Origin of the sequence: Paraglaciecola sp. 2405UD69-4, from assembly GCF_047525415.1 — a bacterium.
Lineage (GTDB): Bacteria > Pseudomonadota > Gammaproteobacteria > Enterobacterales > Alteromonadaceae > Paraglaciecola.
The window spans coordinates 979,542-1,001,493 of sequence record NZ_JBLIXM010000001.1 but is presented as its reverse complement, the minus strand read 5'-3'; the positions used below and the strand labels follow the sequence as shown (position 1 = coordinate 1,001,493).

The following is a 21,952-nucleotide window of genomic DNA, read 5'->3' as shown; positions in this document are numbered from 1 at the left end:
TTGATATTTAGATATGGTCGTTTGTCATCTGACTTACGACTTTATTTAACTCGTTAAAGCTAGCAAACTCATTGCGTTTTAATAACATTTTTTTGGCAAAAAGAAGTCCATGAGCTTCCAACTTAGCCCTAAAAGCTAAGTCATCAAATTGCATAAAATCCGCCACTTTAGCAATCCCTAAAATTCTACGAATAATTTTACACGCCGCAAAGCCCAAGGTATCTTGAAATATCTGCTGCAAAAACATCTGCCTGTAGCGGTTATGACACTCACCAGTAAGGTCTTTCCCCATAAATACATTATCAGAGGCCTTATCTGAGTCGTACCAATATTCACTAAACTTAGCTTCGAATCCTTTCCATATTAACTCTATTTGCTGTAGTAACCACTTACTATACTTTTGGGCCTCTACACTTTCTCGATGAACATGGGAGAAATAGCTTAAATACAAGTTTGCTATCAGCGCACCAATATCAAATCCCATTGGCCCAACAAAGGCAAACTCTGCATCAATCACATAGGTTTGTTGTTGATTGAGCATGATAGAGCCGGTGTGTAAGTCCCCATGAAGTAAAGCTTGTTTACTAGTAGAAAAAAGGTATTTCATTTGGGCAACATGGGCTCGCACAAGAGGGTCTTTCTGGATCTCATCTATGTATTTCTGAGGTAATACAGGATTGTAATCATTCATATCATGATGTTCAAAGGGATAGGTAAAGATAAAATCCTCTGAGATCATACACATGTCAGGGTTATCTGCTTTAGATACCAAAGCCTTTTTTGCCTGACTATCTAGACCAAAGTCACTCGAAAAAAATAAAGTCGCCCCAAGATAATTTGCTATGTCTTCGGCAAGCTTTGGAAAGTATTCCCCTCTGATTAGGCCGTCACGCAAAATGCTATGGCATTGTAAATTTTCCATTATCACAACAGATAAATCTTCAGACTGATAATACATCTTTGGTGCTGTGCTAGGTGAGACCTTTGCCTGATAAGCTAAAGCATGAATTTCTGCCGACATGCGGTTGCGGGTTAAGGGCCAATCTTCACCCATTACTTTGATAAATGGGGGCGATTGCTTGCAGAATATAGACTCTGTGGGGTTTTGTTGGTTAGTCACCACAAACGCAAAGTTCATATTACCGTTTGTGATCTCCTCCACCTTCAAATACTCAAAACCGGAAAAGCGATTTTGCATTTCTGGTAGTGAACTCAAAAAGCTCACTAAGTTGTTGGCATTTAACTGAAAATAGGACATGTGAACCTTGCTTTACAACTACAACTGAAACTTACTGATAATGATTAGACGAGTATTGGAAAACTTACAAATTAATTGAAAGCACAAATAACAACAGTGTCTCCCACTTTAATGTTGTTTTTTGCAAACCAACCTTTATTCATTTCCCACGCGTACAGTACTGTATCAGAGGAGTTTGTAGAGTTTAGGTCAAGGGCTTTCATACTCTTAACATCAGTAATAGTCCCATCAGCTTTAACAAATGCGATATCCAAAGGAATTAAGGTATCTTTCATCCAAAATCCTGCGACTTTAGGTTGCTCAAACTTAAACAACATGCCACAAGTTTCACATAAAGAATCTCTATTCATCAAACCTTGAGCTCGCTTTTCAAAGGTATCAGCATATTCTAACTTATATGCTTTCCCATTAACTTTTACTTGGATTTCTCCAAAACTAATGGTTTGTGCGTGCAGATTAAAAGAACTAAAAAGAACAAAACAGGAAAGCAGAACAAACACATTAAACACAACACGCATAACTAATCACACCAATAATAAAATGACAGTGTAGCCTACAACTTTTTACAAGAACAGCCCATCTCTTTATCACTGGTTTCCCATTCTTGAAAATCTCCCTGGGTACATTGGGCAAGCAAAGTCCGACATTGATACTGCCCATACCGAACTTCTGTATCAGCAGAATTAGCTAAAGCATGACCTACTAAATGCTGAGCTTGTTTAGTAGTACAAGCTTGAAAGGTCAACACACTTATAATCACAATAATCTTGTTTATCTTAGTATCCATCACTATTCCACAAAAGAGAGTACCAAGTGTCAGAGGCAGCAGCCCTAAAAAAGTTCAAACACAAGTAACGAAAAAGGGCTAGTTGTTTGCACAACTAGCCCTTTTAAAAAAGCTTAATAGCGTTATTGCTACATTAGCCAACCACTTTTACTGGAACAGCTTGTTCTGAATCATACTTAGTCGTCATCGACTCTGTAGGTGGTGCGAAACGAGTAAGGTCGATGCCTTCAACTGCTGCTTTGTATTCATCCATAGTTGGGAAGCGACCCAATACAGTTGAAAGAACAACTAGTGGCGTCGAACCTAACAAAGACTCACCTTTCTTCTCAGCAGTATCTGCTACAACACGGCCTTGGAATAAACGGGTTGAAGTCGCAATAACTGTATCACCAGGTTCTGCTTTTTCTTGGTTACCCATACATAAGTTACATCCAGGACGTTCTAGATACAAAATATTGTCGTACTTAGTTCGCGCAGCAGCTTTTGGATTAGCATCGTCAAATACGAAACCAGAGTACTTCTCTAGTACTTCCCAATCCCCTTCAGCTTTAAGCTCATCAACAATGTTATAAGTAGGTGGCGCAACAACTAATGGCGCTTTAAACTCTACCTTACCGTTTTGCTTTTCAATGTTACGTAACATTTGAGCGATGATTTGCATGTCACCTTTGTGAACCATACAAGATCCAACAAAGCCTAAATCAACTGCTTTATCACCATAATATGATACTGGGCGAATAACGTCATGGGTATAACGCTTAGATACATCTTCGTTGTTTACATCTGGATCAGCAATCATAGGCTCTGAGATTGAATCAAGATCAATCAATACTTCAGCGTAGTACTTAGCGTTATCATCTGGTGCAAGAGCCGGTTGTTCACCAGACTGGATACCTGCGATACGTGCATCAGCTAACTCGATAAGTCCGGCCAACATACCTGCTTCGTTGTCCATCCCCTTGTTAATCATAATTTGGATGCGACTCTTAGCAAGTTCGATTGACTTAATTAACGTCTCGTTATTAGAAATACAGATAGACGCTTTTGCTTTCATTTCTGCAGACCAATCTGTAAATGTAAAGGCTTGGTCAGCCATTAAAGTACCGATATGTACTTCAATAATGCGGCCTTGGAACACGTTCTCACCGCCAAACTGCTTAAGCATTTGTGCTTGAGTGGCGTGAACTACGTCACGGAAATCCATGTGGCCTTGCATATTACCTTTAAAGGTTACCTTAACTGATTCTGGAATTGGCATTGCCGACTCCCCAGTAGCTAATGCAATGGCTACCGTTCCTGAGTCTGCACCAAACGCTACACCTTTAGACATACGAGTATGTGAGTCACCACCAATGATAATTGCGCGGTCATCAACAGTAATGTCATTCAATACTTTGTGAATAACGTCAGTCATAGCGTGATAAACGCCTTTAGGATCACGAGCTGTGATTAGACCAAACTTATTCATGAAAGCCATAAGCTTAGGAATGTTCGCTTGCGCTTTACTGTCCCAAACTGATGCTGTGTGACAACCTGATTGATAGGCACCATCAACACTTGGAGAAATAACAGAAGCAGCCATAGCTTCTAATTCTTGGCAAGTCATAGGTCCAGTTGTATCTTGTGAACCAACAATGTTTACCTTAACGCGAACGTTAGAACCTGCATGAAGAGGTGTTTCTGAAGCAACACCTACAGCATTACGATTAAAGATTTTTTCAACTGCAGTTAAGCCTTGTCCTTCATGTGAGATTTCTTTAGACGCAGCATAAACGCTTGCTGGTTTTACACCTAAGGTTTCTGCAGCAAAAGTTTGTAGCTTTTTACCGAAGGTCACAGCATATGAACCACCAGCTTTCATAAACTCAACTTTTTGAGCAGTAAAGGCCGATGATACGTCAACTAACTCTTTGTCGCCGTTACATAACTTCTTAGCTTTAGTATCGATAGTTAATACCGTACCAGTTGCTACTGAGTAAGCTTCTTCTAATACAGGGTCGCCGTTTTCATCGGTGACAACATTACCATCTGCATCTAATTTCTTAACCCAGTTTTTAAGGTCAAGACCAATACCACCCGTTACATCTACTGTAGTTAGGAAGATAGGTGCAATACCATTAGTACCAGCAACAACTGGCGCAATGTTAATAAATGGAACATAAGGGCTTGCTTGTTTACCTGCCCAAAGTGCTACGTTATTTACACCGGACATACGAGAAGAACCCACCCCCATAGTACCTTTTTCAGCGATAAGCATAACTTTGGCAGTTGGATGTTTCTTTTGAAGCTCAACGATTTCTTGTTGTGCTTCAGGCGTGATCATACATTGGCCGTGTAACTCACGGTCTGCACGAGAGTGGGCTTGATGACCTGGAGAAAGTAAGTCAGTTGAGATATCGCCTTCACCTGCAATATAGGTGACAACTTCGATTTTCTCTTCAATATCAGGCAGCTTGGTAAAGAACTCTGCATTTGCGTAGCTTTCTAAAATTTCTTTAGCTATTGCGTTGCCGTCTTTAAAGGCAGCTTCTAAGCGGTCTGTATCAGCTTCATATAAGAATACTTGTGTTTTTAAGACTTCAGCTGCAGGAACCGCAACTGCGGCATCATCACTAAGGGCTAAATCAAGAAGCACCTCAACAGATGGGCCACCTTTCATATGAGACAACAATTCAAAGGCAAACTCTGCAGAAATCTCTGCTACCGTTTCTTCACCTAAGATAATCTCTTTTAAGAATTTAGCTTTTTCACCAGCTGCACTGGTTGTGCCTGGTAAAGTGTTGTAAATGAAAAAGTTAAGAGAATCTTCTCTGTATGCATGTGAAGTATCTTTGATTTGCTCGATAATTTCGGCTAATAAATCAGCACTATCAATGGGTTTAGGCGCTAGCCCTAGGTCTTTTTTACGGCTTTCAATTTCTTCAACGTATTTTAAATATAGGCTCATACGACTTACTCTCTTCCTTCTCTCTAGCTACAAAATGCTAATAACATCATAATTAGCAGGGACAAAATTTGATGTAGTTTACCTGATTTTTTAATTATTTTTCATAATTTGGTCATATAGGTATTATTTATATAAATTATAATCTATGCCATATAATTTCCCCATCGTTATAATAGGGTGATTTTTACACAAAAACACCCCATACACCTCACTCAGCGGGCAAATACTACAGGAAACCAATCTTCTCTAAGCCTCTGTCCTGAGCTCATATTATGATTGGGAAATGGCGGAGAAGTAGGTCCAGGGCGTTCAATATATCTAGCGTCATCACCTACAAATCGAATTGAAAAAGCTCTACGGCGAATACCTGTGGTGTTACCTCTTGCTCCATGGAGTATTCCAAAGTTAAAAGCTATGGCATCACCAGCTGCCATTTTCCACTCTTTAATATCCATTCCTTGAGCATCAGGATCGGGAACCGCCATATAATCATTAGTATTGGGATAAAAATTCGATTCAGTGAGCCATCGAGTCGGCAAAACTTGTTTTTCCCAAAGATGACTACCAGCTACACATCTAAGGCCATTGGTTGTAACGGGATCCATAGGAGACCAAAAGCTTACATTTTGAATACCATTCACAAAATAATAAGGGCCATCTTGATGCCAAGGCGTGGCTTTAGATGTTCCAGCTTCTTTGACTAATACGTGATCGTGAAAAACCTGAACTTGGTTTGACTTCATCAGGTCCGCTGCTACTTCTGCGGCAGCTGAATGACGGATCACCTCTTCAAATTCGGGAATGCGGGTCCAATTGCAGTAATCATCAAAAAACCGCCCCGAGTCACCAGGGTTAAGGTTTTCTGCGGCATAGGGCCCTGGGGATTGCATATTGGTATCAATACCAGAACGAATAATATCAATTTGGCCTTCAAACAGGCCCTTGATTAAAACCACACCATCTTGTTGAAAGGTATTGATGTGAGCTTGCGTGATAAGTGGGTGCATTATTTGTAGGCCTACTTAAAAACCGACCATTAAGTTAAAACAAGAACTACAAATAATACTCTTCTATCATCTCAAGCTATGCAAGTAAAAACTCTTCGTCTTAACAAGACTAAACCAAATAACATCCCCGAAAAAACAACAGGAAAACTAGCTCCTTGGCGTACGGGCTCATCTTCATAGGCATCACAATTATCAATCGACCCACCTGAAATTGGTGTAAGCTTAACCGCTACAACAGTGTCAACTAAGGTTTGAGCGCCGTATTCATCAAGGATAATCTCACCTCTAATGTTTGTTTCAGGCTTTAGTACTAAGGCAGTCGCAGCAATTTCATTGTCATCGTTAATTCCATTGGCTTGTACTATATCGTACTCAGAATTACATTCGATAAGCGAGTTAAGCCCTTGAAAAATATCATTTTTGTAATCGTATAAGAAACCTTCGGTCCTACGAGTTGTGAGGGTTGCTTCTGATTCACCATATCCTACTGCATACCCTTCGTTATTAATGGAGGTCGCAATGCTTGAAGAGCCTTCAAAAAAGTCATCAGGATAAATAGTTAAGTCGTTATCAATATCATGCAAAAAGAATTTTGTACGGGTATTACCGTTAACGTCTTTAGTGATATTCCCTACAACCAGATTGTCATTGTTAATATCGTAGGCAATACTGCTGTAGACATCTTCATCGTAATTAATGGTGGTAACTTCATCGCCTATATAAATCGCTGCTGCTGTTGTTAGAGAGCTGGTATCTTGATAATAACTAGGCGACTCACCCACAGCTATCCCATAATCATTAATGGCTACAGCCGAACTAGCATAAACTGAACTTGAATCATCAGGCTCATCTATCAACATACCTAAACTGTAGGTATCTATTAAGTCACCATCTTCATCAAGCTGCCAAATAACACCCCTTTGCTGAGCGGCTGTGGTAACGCCTGAACTCAGACTTATGCTTAATGCTCTTAAACAGGACGATTCTGGAATATCCCCTCTAGCAGTAGAGTCGGCACAGTTTTCAACGGCAGTTTCATAGGTATCATCTACGAATTCAATGGTACCGATACCAACTACCTGATTACTGTTGTTAATATCGTAAGCTTCACTGAGTCCGCCCGCTGTTACATCTGGCGGCGGTAATTCCGTGGTATGATCGTCAACTATTGCAAAACCTCTTTGATAAAAGTCATTAACCACATAGGTGATATCTTCAACATCCTCGGTCACATAGTCTTCTGTGTAAAAGCCATCATGACTAGTGCCTACCGAATAACCAAAATCATTGATAGAGCGAATTTGGGTTCTGACACTATTTCTATAGTCGTCAGTATTTGGATCGATAGTATCGAAAACTCGAAGTAATTCGCTGTCATTCTCTGTTGCCACATAACTATTTAAACTAGCTATTTGCTGAAAGGTCTGACTCTCGGCATTTGTCATTATGTAGTTGTACAAGAAGGTATAGTCATCATCACTAAAATCACCGCCACGTACACCATCTAAATTTTCTAATCCAAGTATGATGGCTGATGATTCAAAATCGATAAGCGTAGTATCAATAACAGGGTTATATTGGGTTTCTAGGTTAACCGCTACTTGCCCTACATCATTTATGGCTGCAGGGTAAGAATTAACACCCAGATCAGCTACTGGCAATTCAACCACCTCATACTGGGCTCCATAGGCTACAGACATATACAAACCACAAAGAGGGAATACGGTGGCAATTACTGCTTTTTTCATTAGACATCCTGCTGACTGCTATTTTGCTTTGTACAACTGACATTAAAGTGCAACAACATAAAATACCTAAGGGACAAACCAAGGTATTCAATCTGCGTAAAATCACGCTACAAAGTTACAAATAATAAAAGGTGGCTGGATAGGTGTGTTGCAACCTCCTATCCAGCCTTTTGGATTGATTTACTCTACTGGGGTAACTTGATTAACTAACAACATTTTGTAACCAGACGAAGCGTAAATATCCTGCTCAAAAATTAGATATGATTCTTGGCTAGACTCATCTAACACCAGCTCCATAGTATCCAGAACAGTCTCAGTTCCATCTATAGTAGCCACTGCGAAAATATCGTAAGTGTTATTTAATAACGTCAGTGAGCCTGAGTTTTCCTGTAGCACAGATAACAAGTTATCAGCGGTATCAATATTTTCATCATTTAATACAAAGTAAAATGTCACTCTACTAAAATCATCCGAATCCGCTAAGTTAACAACCTGCACACCGTGACTATAAATACTCGAGCTACTACTTTTAGCTAAAGTTAATGCCTTGATGACGATTTCATAATCATCAACAATTCCATCTTCGTTTTCATCAGTAACACCATCTTCATCATCATCAATAGCGTCTTTTCTGCCATACAAGAATATTGTGGTATCACCGTTCTCTTCTAAGCTGAGTAGGGCATCACTGATGTAAACTTCGCCATCTGCCGAGTTACTCACATCAAAAGAGTAATCACCATTGGCTGTAATTGTCGAAACACTAAACTCACCCTTTGCTAAGTTATCAATAGTCACTTCGCTATCATCATCCAAGGTTACAGCTATATCTATTTGCCCTTGATACTCAGGGAGGTAATCATTTGTTGATATTGCATTGTAAAAACCAAACTCTGCTTCAGAGTCCACATCATTCAGTTCTGTGATGCCATTGGTACCTATGCTATCAATGGTGAAATCGGAGGAGCCCACACCAGTGTTATCACGGATAACAAGTACATATTGGCTTACAACTGAGTAAGACTGATCTACCGAGGTATACAGGATTTCAGTTTCACCAGGGTTAGTGATATAGAAAATGTACTGGTCTTGGTCTAATTTAATATTGTCTGATAACTCGTGATAATTAACAGTCCCTAAAAATACTGCTTCATTAAATGTTTCATTATCAAGAGATGCATATAGATCAACAGATTGATATTCATCATGTAAATTTAGAAGACGAATGTTGAATAGATCATCATCATCGTCATCGTCGTCATCAATCACTTCTATATCAAACATCAACACATCTGGGTCTGTGATATTGCCACTTAAGGTAATAAACTTGATATCATCATTGGTAATTTTAACACTATCTTCATAGATTATTTCTAAGTCAGAACGATCACTACTTTCCTCATCCTGCCAAGCAAGTTCAATGTAGTAGTTACCAGTGTCTAATGAGTTGTTACCGCTAACTTCTGTGTATTCAACTGAACTGTACGTCACCTCAACTTCATCATCATCGTCGTCGTCAAGGTTTTCATCAACTGTAAGAAAAATGCCAGGAGCATTAGGAGAGGCATTATAAAACTTTATATAGCCAGTCTTGTTATCACTACCACTTGAGCATGATGACAGCACACACACAGCAACGCCTATCCCTACAAATAAACGTAGAGCATCGACCACACTCGTATTAATCCACTTCATTATTTCTCCAAAACATTATGTTACGTATTGCGATATTTTATGCTGATGGGACTGGGCAAAATAGCTAAAGTTCTGAGCTGAGGTGCTGTTACACATTGCTTGCACATTAGTTACACATTGTTTGCACATTTGAGCTGAGGAAGATTTTATTTGTTCAATTAGCAAGCGTTCACAACAGCAGTGATCACTAATAGGAAGGATAAAAATACTATGGAGCTTGATATCAAATCGAGTTGATTACGCCTTAATACTGTTTAGGTTCAGGGCCTAAAGTCAAATAGTAAGGACACTACAGGTTAAAGGGTAGCGTGATAAATCCTAAAGTACCCAAACTTGTAATGCCCTTTTTTTGAACTAAATTATCAAGCTAGTCTGTTAGCCCATCCGGCACACCAGCCTTTGGCACTGACAACTTTTCCAGGGAAAAACGCACATGGCCGCCATTCCTCGCCTTCTTCTCCTTGTAGATATTTACAATTTGCACAGTTTTTTCCTTCTAACTCTGACTCATGTACATACTTTAGTGCTTTTGCTGTCGGGTCATCTAAGCTAATACGCTCTCGAGCTAAGGCATTTATAGATACCCCACCAAAAGTCACAGCAATTAAAGATGAACTAGATAGCTTCATAAAGTCACGACGATTAAGTTTGTTCATTGAAAAGACTCCGATTTGTTTTCGAAAATAATAATGATTCTTTTTTAGTTACACCTTAAAACGCAAAAACTCGCCAAATTGGCGAGTTTTAGGTTGTAGCAACACTGTTGCTATGTTCTTTGATACTGATATTGTAAGCGCTTAGATCAACTTCTTATCGTAAGATAGTTAACCTTTACTAACCTCAACAATAAGTGACTTATAAAATATGCAGTTAATCTTTTTCGACTTAGATGGCACCTTATTAAATAATGCGTCAGAGATATCAGCTTTTACCAAAGAAACACTTATGTTACTAAGTGAAAAAGACATAGCTTATACAGTTGCAACTGGCCGTACCATGTTGTCAGCACAACGAATAATCGAAGGTCACAATTTTACCTTACCTCATATATTCAATAACGGTGTCACTATTTGGGACCCTAACTCTCAACAAGTCACCTTAGAAAACTTACTAAAAGGGGACGAGGTATCGGAAATCATTGAAATTGCCTTGGCACATGGGATCACGCCATTTGTCAATGTTATCGATCAACAGCACAATCACTTTATTTTTCACTCAAAAACCCACAAAGCAATCGAAAAAGAGTTAATTGAAACATACTTTGCTGCCAGCAAAGCCACCCTATTACCCATAGAAACATTATCCAAAGACAGCCAAGTCACGAACATTAGTATGATTGGGGCAGCTGGCGACATTAAGAAAATGTGGCACTTTTTTAATACCCATAGCAATCTTATTGCCTATTCTGGGCCTGCAATAGAAGGTAATAATTATTGGTGGATGGATGTTCACCACAGGCAAGCAAATAAAGGCAGTGCGGTGACTGCCCTTAAAAGCAAATTAGGAGCGACTAAGGTTATTTGTTTTGGAGACGGTGACAATGACCTGAGTATGTTTGCATTAGCTGACGAATGCTATGCGCCAGAGAACGCCAAACCAGAAATCAAAAACTCAGCTCATGGCGTTGTGGGTCACAACCATGAAGATGGCATAGCGCACTTTTTAAGAGAGCGCTTTTCTCTGTAACCAACAGGCTTATTTGCGCTTTTTACCAGAGCTTTTTGAGCGACTAGCTTTTGCTGCTTCATTATGAGGCTGATTATCACTAAATCGTGTTAAGCCTTTTTGCGCACGGGCAGCATTAGTCGACTTGCCCTTAGCATACGCTTTATTAACAGAGCGTTTAGCGTGTTGTTTTTGTTCTTTTCCACGCAACTCGTGCCTACTTTCAGCCGGAACTAAACATTTAGGACCGTTACCTATTAGGTTCGCTTTGCCCATCTCTTTTAACGCTTTTCTTAACATTGGCCAGTTAGCTTGATCATGGTAGCGCAAAAATGCCCGGTGTAATCTACGATGAATTTCCCCTTTAGGCACTTCAACCACTTCACTTTTATGGCTAACCTTATGTATCGGGTTTTTATTGGTGTGATACATAGTCGTAGCATTTGCCATTGGAGACGGATAAAAATTTTGTACTTGGTCTAACTTAAAGTTTCGCTCTTTTAACCATAAAGCCAAGTTCAACATATCTTCATCTTCAGTGCCCGGATGGGCGGAGATAAAATACGGAATTAGATACTGGTCTTTGCCTGCTTCTTTGGTGTATTTATCAAACAATTCTTTAAATCTATCGTATGTCCCCATTCCTGGTTTCATCATTTTATCTAGTGGCGCTTTCTCAGTGTGCTCTGGGGCAATTTTTAAGTAGCCACCCACATGATGGGTCACCAATTCTTTTACATACTCAGGATCTTCAATAGCTAGATCGTAACGCACACCCGACGCTATCAAGACTTTTTTAACCCCCTCTACATCCCGAGCTTTACGATATAAGTTTGTTGTAGGTGATTGGTCAGTATCTAAATGTCCACAAATTTCAGGCCAAACGCATGACAAACGCCTGCAAGCTTGCTCTGCCTTAGGACTTTTACAACGTAACTTGTACATATTTGCGGTTGGTCCACCAAGATCAGAAATAACCCCGGTAAAACCTGGCACTTTATCTCGGATCTCTTCGATTTCTCGAATAATAGACTCTTCGGAACGGCTTTGAATAACCCTGCCTTCATGCTCTGTAATCGAGCAGAATGTACATCCACCAAAACATCCTCGCATAATATTCACAGATGTCTTAATCATGTCATAAGCTGGTATCTTAGCTTTTCCATAACTAGGATGGGGAACACGGGCATAAGGTAAATCAAACACCGCATCCATTTCTTCAGTTTCTAATGGGTAAGCTGGCGGGTTAATCCACACTATTCTGTCACCGTGGCGCTGTACAAGGGCACGGGCACAGCCAGGATTTGTTTCTTTATGAAGAATACGCGAGGTATGAGCGTAATGGGTTTTCTCGGCTCGCACCACATCATAGGGCGGCAGCAAAACATAGGTTTTATTCCAGGGTTTTACTCGTTTAGTTTTAGAGGTAAAGGGCTGCACCACTATAGGTTGCGCTTTTTGTTCTGCTATGGCCGCTTGTTTATCAGCATCAGAAGAAACCGCACATTTATCTTCTATGATTTCATAAGGGCTAACAATTGGGTCAATTTTACCAATAGTATCTAGGTGAGTAGAATCAACACCCTGCCATCCTGGTAATGGCTCCTTACGTATCACAGCAGTACCACGGATATCCTGCATCTGCTCAATGGTTTCACCAGCGGCAAAACGATGGGCCATCTCCAATAAAGGTCTTTCAGCATTACCAAACATCAGCATATCGGCTTTAGAGTCAAACAATACGCTGCGACGCACTTTGTCTGACCAATAATCATAATGGGCAATACGCCTTAAACTGGCTTCAATGCCTCCTATAATCACAGGTTTCTTATAAGCTTCTTTACAACGTTGAGTGTAAACGGTGACAGCTCGGTCTGGTCGCTTACCCCCCTCGTTATTTGGAGTGTAAGCATCATCGTGGCGTAATTTTCGGTCAGCGGTATACCGGTTAATCATGGAGTCCATATTGCCCGCGGTGACGCCAAAGAATAAATTAGGCTCACCTAATTGCATAAAGTCATCTTTACTATGCCAATTAGGCTGTGAAATGATGCCAACTCGAAACCCTTGAGCCTCTAAAGTTCGGCCAATTACCGCCATACCAAAGCTTGGGTGATCAATGTATGCATCCCCTGTCACAATAATAATGTCACAGCTATCCCAGCCTAATTGATCCATTTCCTTACGTGACATAGGTAAAAATGGAGCGGGATCAAAACATTCAGCCCAATATTTGGGAAACGAAAATAAACCTCGCTCTGCTTTCATACGAGCGACGGGTTTTGAGCGTGAAGCGGGTTGAATGCTTGGCATGGTACTCTCTAAAAAATATGCTAGAACTTACGATTATAGCTGGTCAAAAAATCGGCGGGATTATATCAGAATACAAAATACAATGCCGAATAGTTCTCGTATTATTCACCTAGCCAATACTAATAATCTAAGTATGGCTAGGTAATTGATTATTTTCGTGGGCTTAAGGCAAGCATCCATATTGTCTTATTACCAAAAAAGTACAAAAATAATCCTAAAATAATCAAGGATGCGCCGATCATTAAGCTATCTGTTACTGCTTCATTATTTAACTGATTTCCTAAGAAAATAGCCATAACAGGTGTGATTAAGGTGACCAAAGATACAGTACTTGCAGACAACCTTTTTAAAATATAAAAGTAACCAACAAAACCTAGCAAAGAGCCAAACACTCCCAAATATACAATGCTCCACATTGACCTAGCTTCAAAGTCTACTGGCATACCAGAGCCATCAAAGATTAACCAAGACAGTAAAAATATGGGCATACTCACAATCAAGGTACCTACTGTACTGGCTACTGGATTGATATTAAGCTCTACTTTTTTGATCAAGACACCGCTTAATGAAAACAAATTAACAGCACACAACACATATAAAAAATCAATTAGCCTAATATTTAATTCGCCTTGGGTTGCAAATAACTTGTCATAGCAAACAATGACTAAACCACTAAATGCTAGAACCAGAGCCAATTTTTTGGACACGCTAAAAGGTTTTTCGCCCAATAACTTTTGAGCAAACACCCCTGATAATAACGGAGCGAGCCCAAAAATAAGTGACAATATCCCAGAAGGCATAGTGGGTGCAGCTAAATAAGTGAAAAACATTCCTCCAGCTACCCCCACAGTAGAAACACCATAAAAGTACACTGCTCTTTTGTGCCATGGGAACTCAATTTTAAATAGCTTAATAATCACAGCTCCTAGCACCAAAGCTATGCTCATTCGTAGCAATAACGCTAAACTTGGACTAACAGACTCAGCACTCCAAACAATACCTAAAGGCGTGGTTGACCAAATCAATAATACTGTGATGTAAACTGCAATTAATTGCATGTTTGTAAACTCCTTTGCTTCTTTCTGATTAAAGCCAGAGAGTCAAACTGGGGGATGCTTTTGAATAAATTAGATTTTATCGACACCACAGGTTTGAAACTCTGTGGTGATTGGGTTTTAACAGTGAAAAAAGAATACTTTACGGTTAATACATTGCCCACAGAAAACAACTAGACAGACTTTGACACAGCGGCGGTGCCATAGCCAAAAGCTAGGTTTAATTCGTTTACTGGGGAATAAGCTAAACACGTTATTTTAGGTTCTCATTTAGTTAATAATATTTCTGCTAGTTGAAGTATTACTCTCCAAGCTAGCAGAATACTGATATTGACCAGATAGTGTACTTAAGTCAATCTAATTGATTGAAAAAAAAGTCACTAAGACTAACCGTTTATAAAAACCTCAGTGATATCTACTTTTTTTGTACGCTATTTTTTAACTATTCTCACTAAGGTAACATCACAGTGCGCATGATTTGCCACGCCATTGGCAGTTGAACCAATTAACGCTTGAATCCCCTTTTTCGAATGGGTACCTAACATGATTAACTCTGCTTTTCTTTTGATAGCTTCATTACAAATAAGCTCATAAGGCTTACCTACTTTAACCAAACGTTGTTTTTTGGGGATATTAAAGTTGGAGCAAAGCTCTTCGATTTTAGGATAGACTTTGTCTTTTAACTCTTTTTGATAATCCTTTGGCAACACCTTATAGGGCAATACATGTATCACATACAGCTTGCTTTCGTAGAGTTTCGCCATCTCTACTGCTTTAGCTAGCACTAGTTTACCTTCGGATGTTGCTTCAATAGCGCAAATAATAGTTTTGTACATAATCACTCCCTTATTAAAAAAACTAACAAGGTTATTATTGCTTATTTATTCAACATTTTGGCAGTTATTTTATGACTAAGATCAACTTCAAATGGGATAGTTGCGAACCTGACTCAGAAAATGGCAAACAGCTTAAAGCCACTCGCCATAATCTAATCGTTTCTATAGTAGGTTAAGAGTTCCCATCTACTGTATCAGCCTTGAGAGACTTACTCATAGCGGCATCAACAGTGTTTTTTGAAGGATACCCATCAGCTATTAGCCCTACTGAAATTTGAAAGTCACGGATGCCTTTTCGCGTAGCGGGGCCTAGAATGCCATCGGCCACTCCAACTTCAAAACCAAGTTCATTGAGTTTTTCTTGAAACGCCTGCATTTCTAAAATGGTGTACTTTGGTAAATCTGGTAACGGTTTAGATAGGTTCCCTTGGCCAGCAATGCGATCAGCTAGATGCCCCACCGCTATCCCATAATACTCAGAGTTATTCCAACGCAAAATCACATCAAAATTAGCATAAACTAAAAATGCTGAACCTGTGTATCCTGCGGGGATCAGCAATGCAGATTTAAGATCACTATCGCCAAGGCCTTTACCTGACACTTGGGTAACCTGTTGCTCATTCCAAAACGAAAGTGTTTGCGGGTGTGATTTGCCCGCTAGTTGATAATCAAAGGACTCGGGTAACTGTACTTCCCTACCCCAACGAAACCCAGCTTTCCACCCTAAATTTTTTAAAAAGTTAGCAGCTGACGCTAAGGCATCTTTTTCACTATTCCATAAATCAATTTTACCGTCGCCATCACCATCTCTGGCATATTTAAGGTAAGCGGTTGGCATAAATTGAGTATGTCCCATGGCACCAGCCCAAGAGCCGATCATCTGCTCTGGCGCAAGGTTTTCTCTTTCCAGCAAGATTAGAGCTTGGACTAATTCACTTGAAAAATAGCGACTACGCCTTTGATCACAAGCCAAAGTAGTCAATGCCCGTAAGGTAGGTATTTTACCTTTGTAATTACCAAAGTTTGTCTCTAATCCCCAAAAAGCCAATAAATAATGGGCAGGGACCCCATACTCCTGAGTTAACTTTGCCAAAAACTCTCTGTGCTCTGCTAGCTTCTCTCGCCCCTTTTCTACTCGCCAGTTAGTCACACGTTTCGAAAAATACCCAGTAAAAGTTTGCACAAATTCTGGCTGGTTACGGTCATAATCCAATAACTTAGGCATGGCCTCAATGTTTCCGAGTATATTAGTGGTGGTAGCTTCTGACACACCACTTGCTAAAGCTTGTTGCTGCAATCGACTAATGCACTGTGGAAACGTTTCTTGGTTTGTGGTGACGTCTTGAGCTGTGCTTAAAAAGCTAACAAGGCTCAAACTAACGGCTGACAATATGACTTTGTATGATGAAAAAGAAACCAATCTGAAAATTCCTAAATTTGAGTAAACCTAATGCTAACTGACCAAGTGATATCTTGATAACTAAATTTATTAAGTGAATGTTTCAATCCACAGGTCGTTAGCCATAATATTGTCTGTGCTATTGATATGATCAAGCCATGTTTTACCAATCAAATGGTCAAATTCGTGCAAAAATATGCGGGCTACAAAGCCTTCAAATTTAACCTGCTTTTGTAAACCTTGCCTGTCTTGATATTTCACCTCTACCCAATCGGGCCGTTCAATACGCCCTCGTAAACCAGGTACAGATAAACACCCTTCCCATTCCCACACCTGATTATCACTATTAGCAATAATTTGCGGATTAATTAAAAACATGGGCTGCATGTCTGGTGCATCTGGATATCTAGCATTAGCCCGAGACGCAATAATCATAATGGCTCTTGGGTCAAACACTTGTGGGGCTGCTATACCAATGCCTTCGGCATCTAACATAGTAGTTAATAGAGCATCACAAAAGTGATTAAAGTTATCCGTGGTAAATTCATCGATAGCCACGCTGCGGGCTGGGCTTTTTAATATAGCTTCACCTACTTGAGCAATCTTCATGGTTTTAGCCCCATGGTGTGTAATGTCTGGTTGTTATAATACAAAATTAACGTCAATTCATTAACTGTAATTGTGCGAACTCACGGTACAAGTCATTAGTTTCCATTAGGTTTTCATGGGTTCCGATAGCCACTATTTGACCTTTATCCATCACAATAATGCGGTCAGAATTAATAACCGTTGCTAATCTGTGAGCAATAACAACAGATGTTCGGTTTTCCATAAGTACATCAAGGGCTAATTTTACTTGTTGTTCGTTACCAGCATCTAACGAACTAGTTGCCTCATCTAATAACAATATTGGGCGGTCAGCTAAAATAGCTCTGGCTATTGCGATTCTTTGTTTTTGGCCACCAGATAATCTAACACCCCGCTCCCCAAGATTAGTTTGATACCCGTTTGGTAACGCTTCAATAAAGCTATGAGCTCGTGCTGCTTTTGCTGCTTCTTGTATCTCTGCTTGCGACGCATCTGGTCTACCGTAACTAATGTTATCTGCAACACTAGTGGCAAAAATCACTGATTCTTGGGGGACAAGGGCATACTGTTGACGTAGGTGTGGCACATCTAACGCACTAATATCGATACCATCTAAAGTTATTCTTCCTGCGGTGACGTCGTAAAAACGCAGTAATAACTGAAACATGGTTGATTTCCCTGCTCCACTTGGCCCTACTAACGCTATGCGTTCACCACTTTTAATATGTAAATTTATATCTGTAAGCACTTGATTGGCAATACTTTGAGGATAAGCAAAGGCGACATTAGTCAATTGAATTTCACCGCTAACATTAACAGGTAAGGCAACAGGCTTTGAGGGTGAAGCAATAGAGGTTTTAGTATGTAGTAGCTCCATCAAGCGCTCACTTGCGCCTGCTGCTTTTTGAATTTCCCCAATGACTTCACTGATAGTGGCCACTGCTCCGCCAGCCATCACGGCATAAAACATAAAGGCAGTGAGCTCACCGGCTGTTAAATCACCATCTAGAACACTTTGAGCCCCAATCCAAGCGACAACCACAATAGCTGATACACTAATGGCCATAATACATGCCACCAGCAAGGCTCTGAATTTAATTCTAAAGTGAGCCGCCTCCATCACGCTTTCTATTCTATTTTGGAACAAGTCTGTATCTATGGCTTCGTGGGAGTAGGCTTGAACCGTATGGATCTCATGTAATGTTTCATCAACATAAGCCCCAACGTCAGCGACTCTGTCTTGACTTGCTTTGGAGTACAAACGTACTTTTGCGCCTAACACTCGGATAGGTAACAAAACCAAAGGAACGGCTAACAGCACGTATAAAGTTAACATAGGGCTAGAAAACAACATCAAGAACAAGGCACCTATAAAGGTGATCGCGCTACGCAGCCCCATAGACAACCCCATACCCACTACAGATTGCAATAATGTTGTGTCTGCAGTAAAACGAGATATCACCTCCCCGGTACGCGTGGTCGCAAAAAAGTCTGGGGCCAAGGTTAATAAATGGCTGTAAACCTGCTGCCTAATGTCTGCACTGACTCTTTCTCCTAGCCATATCATCCAATAAAACCGAAAGTACGCAGCCACACTGCCAACTAATGCGATCCCTAAAACCATCAACATATAGCGCGTGATGTTATCTGCACTATTGGCAATAAAGCCATCGTCTACCACAGCTTTTACTCCTTGGCCGAGCAATAACCAACAGGCAGCTGCGATGACAAGTGCAATAATCGCAATGGCGACTATAGAGCCATAAGGCTTAAGCTGACCAAACAGCCAACTCATTAGGGTAGAGGTTTTTACCTTTTGCAAAATCTGATTCTCTTAATTAATAAATATTGACTGTTATTTCTAAACTCAAATGCAATTTTGATGTATTTATGAGTAGAATGGCTAGATTACACTGAAATTATATTGGGTCAGAGGATTAAATAAAAACATGAAAGCCAAAGTTATTTTATGCCTATTCTGTTTAAGCTTTATGTATAAAGCTAATGCAGCAGAAGTGGTAGACTTACAAATAGTAACTGAGCTTTCACCGCCCCATCAGTTATGGGAGAACAATCAGGTAGCAGGGGCTGCCACTGAAAAGGTTAAAGCCTTTATTCAAAAAGCTGGATTAACAGCTACCTATGACATATTTCCATGGGCTAGAGCCTATAACAAAGCAGTTAAAGGCCCAGATACCCTTATTTATTCCATAGCCAAAACCGCTGAAAGAACCAACTTATTCCACTGGCTAATACCAGTAGTTGAGTATAAGTTCGGATTTGTCGCCTTAAGTAGCAACAAGCCCATTGACCTTTCAACAAAAGAGCAATTATCTAAATACGTTATCGCCCTACAACGCCATGACTACGCCCATGACTGGATGTTAAGCCAAGGATTTGAGGAAGGAAAAAACTTCATGGTTTGTGCGGATATTGATTGCTCGTGGAACTTACTACTCAATAAAAATGTAGATTTAATTATAGACAGCCAACAATTCATCGAGGTGATGTTAGAGCGCTTTAACAAACCTTATGATTTTGCCTATTTAGTTAAAGAGTTGCCCGAATTAAGTACCACAGGGTATTTAGCTGTAAGTAAAAACATAGCACCAGAAAAATTAGCGAAATTACTCGCCGCCAAAACGACTGCCCCAAAGTAGAATTGAGTTAGGCCAACCTAGAAAGAGCTAAATCAGTCTGGCGTTGCATATAGGTGTTAATTTTAAAATGCTCAGGGGCCCATCCCAATAAAAACCGGTGAAAATCAGCCCAAGCCAAAGGGTAAAGCTCACGCCACTGAGCTTCTACTGCACTTATATCAACGGCTACTTGATAATGTAAACAAGCCTTACCCAGTTCTTCAAAATACAATGCCAGTAGCTTATTTTCATACTTCAGCAGCTCCTGTTGATCCAAGCATCCACCTAAGAAATATGCTAAGTCTTTCACCCCAATCCCACGACCAACATATTGAAAATCCACGGCAGCCAAGGTATTAGATTGCCCATCATCGGGAAAACAAAAATTAGCGACTTTAGCATCGCCATGGACTAAGGTCTGAAACTCAGCCTGATTCAATAAATTATCAATTTGTTGTGCCTTTTGTTTTAACTTACCTTCCTCCATTTTAATGAACTCATCTTTTCGTGTACCTAAATGCCAATAGCAACCGATAGGCCACAACCCATGACCAGAATTTCCTAAGAAACGCCCATGAAAATGGGCTAACCATTTCACCCCCAAGTACACATCTTGGAGAGTTACACTTGCCTTTCTAATTGAAAAGTATGCCGCATCTAAATCTTCTAGCACGATAACGTGCTCAGCCCCTAGATTAAAACCCGTTAAAAACTGAGGCACTCTGCATAAATCATCACATTGGGATTGGTAATCTCGATAAAAATGAGATTCTATTTGATAGGACTGGAGCTTACGATTATGGCTACTTTGAGTATTCCAGCCTCTGGGGTGCTCCAACTGTGCTGGAGGAGAGATACATTTTACTATCAGTGAAATACGCTTTTTAGGACTGTAAAAACGGGTTATTTCACCATACCCGCTCCACAAAGTTTGCACGACTTCTGTTTTTACAAGTCCATCGTCTGCAAAGTACTGTTGCAGCTTATCTAAAAGAGGGGAGTTGGATAGCATTAAATTTTCACGCTTAATAAGTCAGATAGACCTATCCTAATCCCATTCTAAGCAAAGGTAAAAAAGCCATCAAAAATTGATGGCCAAAAAGAGCTGAGAGAAGGGTTCAGCTAAACTTTAGTTTCTTCTAGGAGGCTTATGGCTAGTGAATTCCTCTTCAGTAATTTCACCGTCACCATCTGCATCAATATGGCCAAAAATAGTAGCGTGCTCGTCGTTAGGTACTTCACTTTGTTCAAACTCTGCAAATGTAACAACGCCATCACCATCTAGATCAAGGGAAGAAAAACTCGGGCGCTCTGGGCGCTGCATATCTCTGTTACCACGTTCTTGGGCAGTAGCACTAAAGGTTAAAGCCAGTGCAACAGAAGCAATAAATAACTTAGAAAAAGTAGACTTGACTGAAAACATAATATCACCTGTGTCTGTATTAAAATTCAGGTGTAGCTTACGGTATTTAGAATAAGATTGTGTGCAACAAACTGGTAAAAATTGTGCAATGAATGTGTAAGATAAAGCTGGGGAAGGTAAGTGTGCCAAACCTAAGTCTGGCACCTTCATTATTCTTTTAGGTTAAATCCATCTCTTGAATGATTTCGTGGGCAATTTCTGGTGTGGTACAGCTAGGTTTAGCGTGTAAGTCACTCTTCAGTTGGCCTTTGCGGTGCTTAAGGGCGGCATCTAGTTTTTTACTCGCCTGGGTTATAGCAGGGTACATGACCTCTCCTTTTCCTTTGACTGCTATACTTGACCCCTCATACTTGGTGGAAATCTCAGCACTGTATTCACCATGCTCTTTGGTCACAATGATATCTAATGCTATTAGGGTGGGAAAATGACTGGCTACTTTTGAAAGCTTTTGATTAATACTTTCTTTAACCGCTTCTGTTATATCGCAATGATGACCTGAAACATTTATTTTCATAGATTTTCCTCTTTGCTTTGATTACATTTTTTTTGTCTTCAATATATAGCTTGGGACATCATGCACAGAAAACAAGGA

General features: G+C 40.0%; 19 protein-coding genes. 2 read left to right on the top strand and 17 right to left on the bottom strand.

The window, feature by feature from the left end:
- Positions 1-7: 7 nt before the first annotated feature.
- The 8 genes from mtnK to ACMUMK_RS04445 all read right to left on the bottom strand — a co-directional run bounded on the left by mtnK (position 8) and on the right by ACMUMK_RS04445 (position 10,098).
- On the bottom strand, positions 8-1,258 hold the full coding sequence (gene mtnK, locus ACMUMK_RS04480; protein ID WP_414699924.1) for an S-methyl-5-thioribose kinase: 1,251 nt from the start codon (positions 1,256-1,258) through the stop codon (positions 8-10).
- Positions 1,259-1,329: 71 nt separating this feature from the next.
- A complete protein-coding gene (locus ACMUMK_RS04475; protein WP_414699923.1) occupies positions 1,330-1,776 on the bottom strand; it encodes a DUF192 domain-containing protein in 447 nt (148 codons plus the stop codon).
- A 35-nt stretch (positions 1,777-1,811) separates the two neighbouring features.
- Positions 1,812-2,045: a hypothetical protein gene (locus tag ACMUMK_RS04470; protein WP_414699922.1), complete on the bottom strand. Its 234-nt coding sequence runs from the start codon at positions 2,043-2,045 to the stop codon at positions 1,812-1,814.
- A gap of 133 nt (positions 2,046-2,178) precedes the next feature.
- On the bottom strand, positions 2,179-4,992 hold the full coding sequence (locus tag ACMUMK_RS04465) for a bifunctional aconitate hydratase 2/2-methylisocitrate dehydratase (protein WP_414699921.1): 2,814 nt from the start codon (positions 4,990-4,992) through the stop codon (positions 2,179-2,181).
- Between the two features lie 212 nt (positions 4,993-5,204).
- A complete protein-coding gene (locus ACMUMK_RS04460) occupies positions 5,205-5,999 on the bottom strand; it encodes a phytanoyl-CoA dioxygenase family protein (protein ID WP_414699920.1) in 795 nt (264 codons plus the stop codon).
- A gap of 71 nt (positions 6,000-6,070) precedes the next feature.
- Positions 6,071-7,747 carry a DUF3466 family protein gene (locus ACMUMK_RS04455; protein WP_414699919.1) on the bottom strand — a complete coding sequence of 559 codons (1,677 nt, stop codon included), beginning with the start codon at positions 7,745-7,747 and terminating at the stop codon, positions 6,071-6,073.
- Between the two features lie 180 nt (positions 7,748-7,927).
- Complete coding sequence (locus tag ACMUMK_RS04450) at positions 7,928-9,442, bottom strand: hypothetical protein (RefSeq protein ID WP_414699918.1); 1,515 nt, start codon at positions 9,440-9,442, stop codon at positions 7,928-7,930.
- A gap of 362 nt (positions 9,443-9,804) precedes the next feature.
- Positions 9,805-10,098, bottom strand: coding sequence for a high-potential iron-sulfur protein (locus tag ACMUMK_RS04445; protein ID WP_414699917.1), 294 nt, complete (start codon positions 10,096-10,098; stop codon positions 9,805-9,807).
- Between the two features lie 208 nt (positions 10,099-10,306).
- On the opposite strand from ACMUMK_RS04445, the gene ACMUMK_RS04440 reads away from it, so the two are divergent.
- A complete protein-coding gene (locus tag ACMUMK_RS04440) occupies positions 10,307-11,128 on the top strand; it encodes an HAD family hydrolase (RefSeq protein ID WP_414699916.1) in 822 nt (273 codons plus the stop codon).
- A gap of 9 nt (positions 11,129-11,137) precedes the next feature.
- Here the strand turns inward: ACMUMK_RS04440 and ACMUMK_RS04435 are convergent, their stop codons facing one another.
- The 6 genes from ACMUMK_RS04435 to ACMUMK_RS04410 all read right to left on the bottom strand — a co-directional run bounded on the left by ACMUMK_RS04435 (position 11,138) and on the right by ACMUMK_RS04410 (position 19,120).
- Positions 11,138-13,420 (bottom strand): YgiQ family radical SAM protein, encoded by a 2,283-nt coding sequence (locus tag ACMUMK_RS04435; RefSeq protein WP_414699915.1) that lies wholly within the window; start codon positions 13,418-13,420, stop codon positions 11,138-11,140.
- Positions 13,421-13,569: 149 nt separating this feature from the next.
- Positions 13,570-14,478 (bottom strand): DMT family transporter, encoded by a 909-nt coding sequence (locus ACMUMK_RS04430; RefSeq protein ID WP_414699914.1) that lies wholly within the window; start codon positions 14,476-14,478, stop codon positions 13,570-13,572.
- A gap of 428 nt (positions 14,479-14,906) precedes the next feature.
- Positions 14,907-15,311 (bottom strand): universal stress protein, encoded by a 405-nt coding sequence (locus ACMUMK_RS04425; RefSeq protein ID WP_289029301.1) that lies wholly within the window; start codon positions 15,309-15,311, stop codon positions 14,907-14,909.
- 172 nt (positions 15,312-15,483) lie between these two features.
- Positions 15,484-16,731 carry a lytic murein transglycosylase gene (locus ACMUMK_RS04420; RefSeq protein ID WP_414699913.1) on the bottom strand — a complete coding sequence of 416 codons (1,248 nt, stop codon included), beginning with the start codon at positions 16,729-16,731 and terminating at the stop codon, positions 15,484-15,486.
- Between the two features lie 69 nt (positions 16,732-16,800).
- Positions 16,801-17,319, bottom strand: a complete 519-nt coding sequence (gene def, locus ACMUMK_RS04415; RefSeq protein WP_414699912.1) for a peptide deformylase — start codon at positions 17,317-17,319, stop codon at positions 16,801-16,803.
- Positions 17,320-17,371: 52 nt separating this feature from the next.
- Entirely contained in the window at positions 17,372-19,120 is a 1,749-nt protein-coding gene (locus ACMUMK_RS04410; RefSeq protein WP_414699911.1) for an ABC transporter transmembrane domain-containing protein, read from the bottom strand.
- A gap of 127 nt (positions 19,121-19,247) precedes the next feature.
- On the opposite strand from ACMUMK_RS04410, the gene ACMUMK_RS04405 reads away from it, so the two are divergent.
- Positions 19,248-19,958, top strand: coding sequence for an amino acid ABC transporter substrate-binding protein (locus ACMUMK_RS04405; RefSeq protein WP_414699910.1), 711 nt, complete (start codon positions 19,248-19,250; stop codon positions 19,956-19,958).
- Between the two features lie 7 nt (positions 19,959-19,965).
- On the opposite strand, the gene ACMUMK_RS04400 is transcribed toward ACMUMK_RS04405, so the two are convergent.
- The 3 genes from ACMUMK_RS04400 to hpf all read right to left on the bottom strand — a co-directional run bounded on the left by ACMUMK_RS04400 (position 19,966) and on the right by hpf (position 21,874).
- Positions 19,966-20,949 carry an oxidoreductase family protein gene (locus ACMUMK_RS04400; protein WP_414699909.1) on the bottom strand — a complete coding sequence of 328 codons (984 nt, stop codon included), beginning with the start codon at positions 20,947-20,949 and terminating at the stop codon, positions 19,966-19,968.
- Positions 20,950-21,066: 117 nt separating this feature from the next.
- A complete protein-coding gene (locus tag ACMUMK_RS04395; RefSeq protein ID WP_414699908.1) occupies positions 21,067-21,360 on the bottom strand; it encodes an EF-hand domain-containing protein in 294 nt (97 codons plus the stop codon).
- Positions 21,361-21,517: 157 nt separating this feature from the next.
- On the bottom strand, positions 21,518-21,874 hold the full coding sequence (hpf, locus tag ACMUMK_RS04390) for a ribosome hibernation-promoting factor, HPF/YfiA family (protein ID WP_414699907.1): 357 nt from the start codon (positions 21,872-21,874) through the stop codon (positions 21,518-21,520).
- Between the last annotated feature and the right edge of the window lie 78 nt (positions 21,875-21,952).

Bases quoted from the DNA above. Each gene is read 5' to 3' on its own strand.
- mtnK (WP_414699924.1), bottom strand. From the start codon at position 1,258: ATGTCCTATTTTCAGTTAAATGCCAACAACTTAGTGAGCTTTTTGAGT.
- ACMUMK_RS04475 (WP_414699923.1), bottom strand. From the start codon at position 1,776: ATGCGTGTTGTGTTTAATGTGTTTGTTCTGCTTTCCTGTTTTGTTCTT.
- ACMUMK_RS04470 (WP_414699922.1), bottom strand. From the start codon at position 2,045: ATGGATACTAAGATAAACAAGATTATTGTGATTATAAGTGTGTTGACC.
- ACMUMK_RS04465 (WP_414699921.1), bottom strand. From the start codon at position 4,992: ATGAGCCTATATTTAAAATACGTTGAAGAAATTGAAAGCCGTAAAAAA.
- ACMUMK_RS04460 (WP_414699920.1), bottom strand. From the start codon at position 5,999: ATGCACCCACTTATCACGCAAGCTCACATCAATACCTTTCAACAAGAT.
- ACMUMK_RS04455 (WP_414699919.1), bottom strand. From the start codon at position 7,747: ATGAAAAAAGCAGTAATTGCCACCGTATTCCCTCTTTGTGGTTTGTAT.
- ACMUMK_RS04450 (WP_414699918.1), bottom strand. From the start codon at position 9,442: ATGAAGTGGATTAATACGAGTGTGGTCGATGCTCTACGTTTATTTGTA.
- ACMUMK_RS04445 (WP_414699917.1), bottom strand. From the start codon at position 10,098: ATGAACAAACTTAATCGTCGTGACTTTATGAAGCTATCTAGTTCATCT.
- ACMUMK_RS04440 (WP_414699916.1), top strand. From the start codon at position 10,307: ATGCAGTTAATCTTTTTCGACTTAGATGGCACCTTATTAAATAATGCG.
- ACMUMK_RS04435 (WP_414699915.1), bottom strand. From the start codon at position 13,420: ATGCCAAGCATTCAACCCGCTTCACGCTCAAAACCCGTCGCTCGTATG.
- ACMUMK_RS04430 (WP_414699914.1), bottom strand. From the start codon at position 14,478: ATGCAATTAATTGCAGTTTACATCACAGTATTATTGATTTGGTCAACC.
- ACMUMK_RS04425 (WP_289029301.1), bottom strand. From the start codon at position 15,311: ATGTACAAAACTATTATTTGCGCTATTGAAGCAACATCCGAAGGTAAA.
- def (WP_414699912.1), bottom strand. From the start codon at position 17,319: ATGAAGATTGCTCAAGTAGGTGAAGCTATATTAAAAAGCCCAGCCCGC.
- ACMUMK_RS04405 (WP_414699910.1), top strand. From the start codon at position 19,248: ATGAAAGCCAAAGTTATTTTATGCCTATTCTGTTTAAGCTTTATGTAT.
- ACMUMK_RS04400 (WP_414699909.1), bottom strand. From the start codon at position 20,949: ATGCTATCCAACTCCCCTCTTTTAGATAAGCTGCAACAGTACTTTGCA.
- ACMUMK_RS04395 (WP_414699908.1), bottom strand. From the start codon at position 21,360: ATGTTTTCAGTCAAGTCTACTTTTTCTAAGTTATTTATTGCTTCTGTT.
- hpf (WP_414699907.1), bottom strand. From the start codon at position 21,874: ATGAAAATAAATGTTTCAGGTCATCATTGCGATATAACAGAAGCGGTT.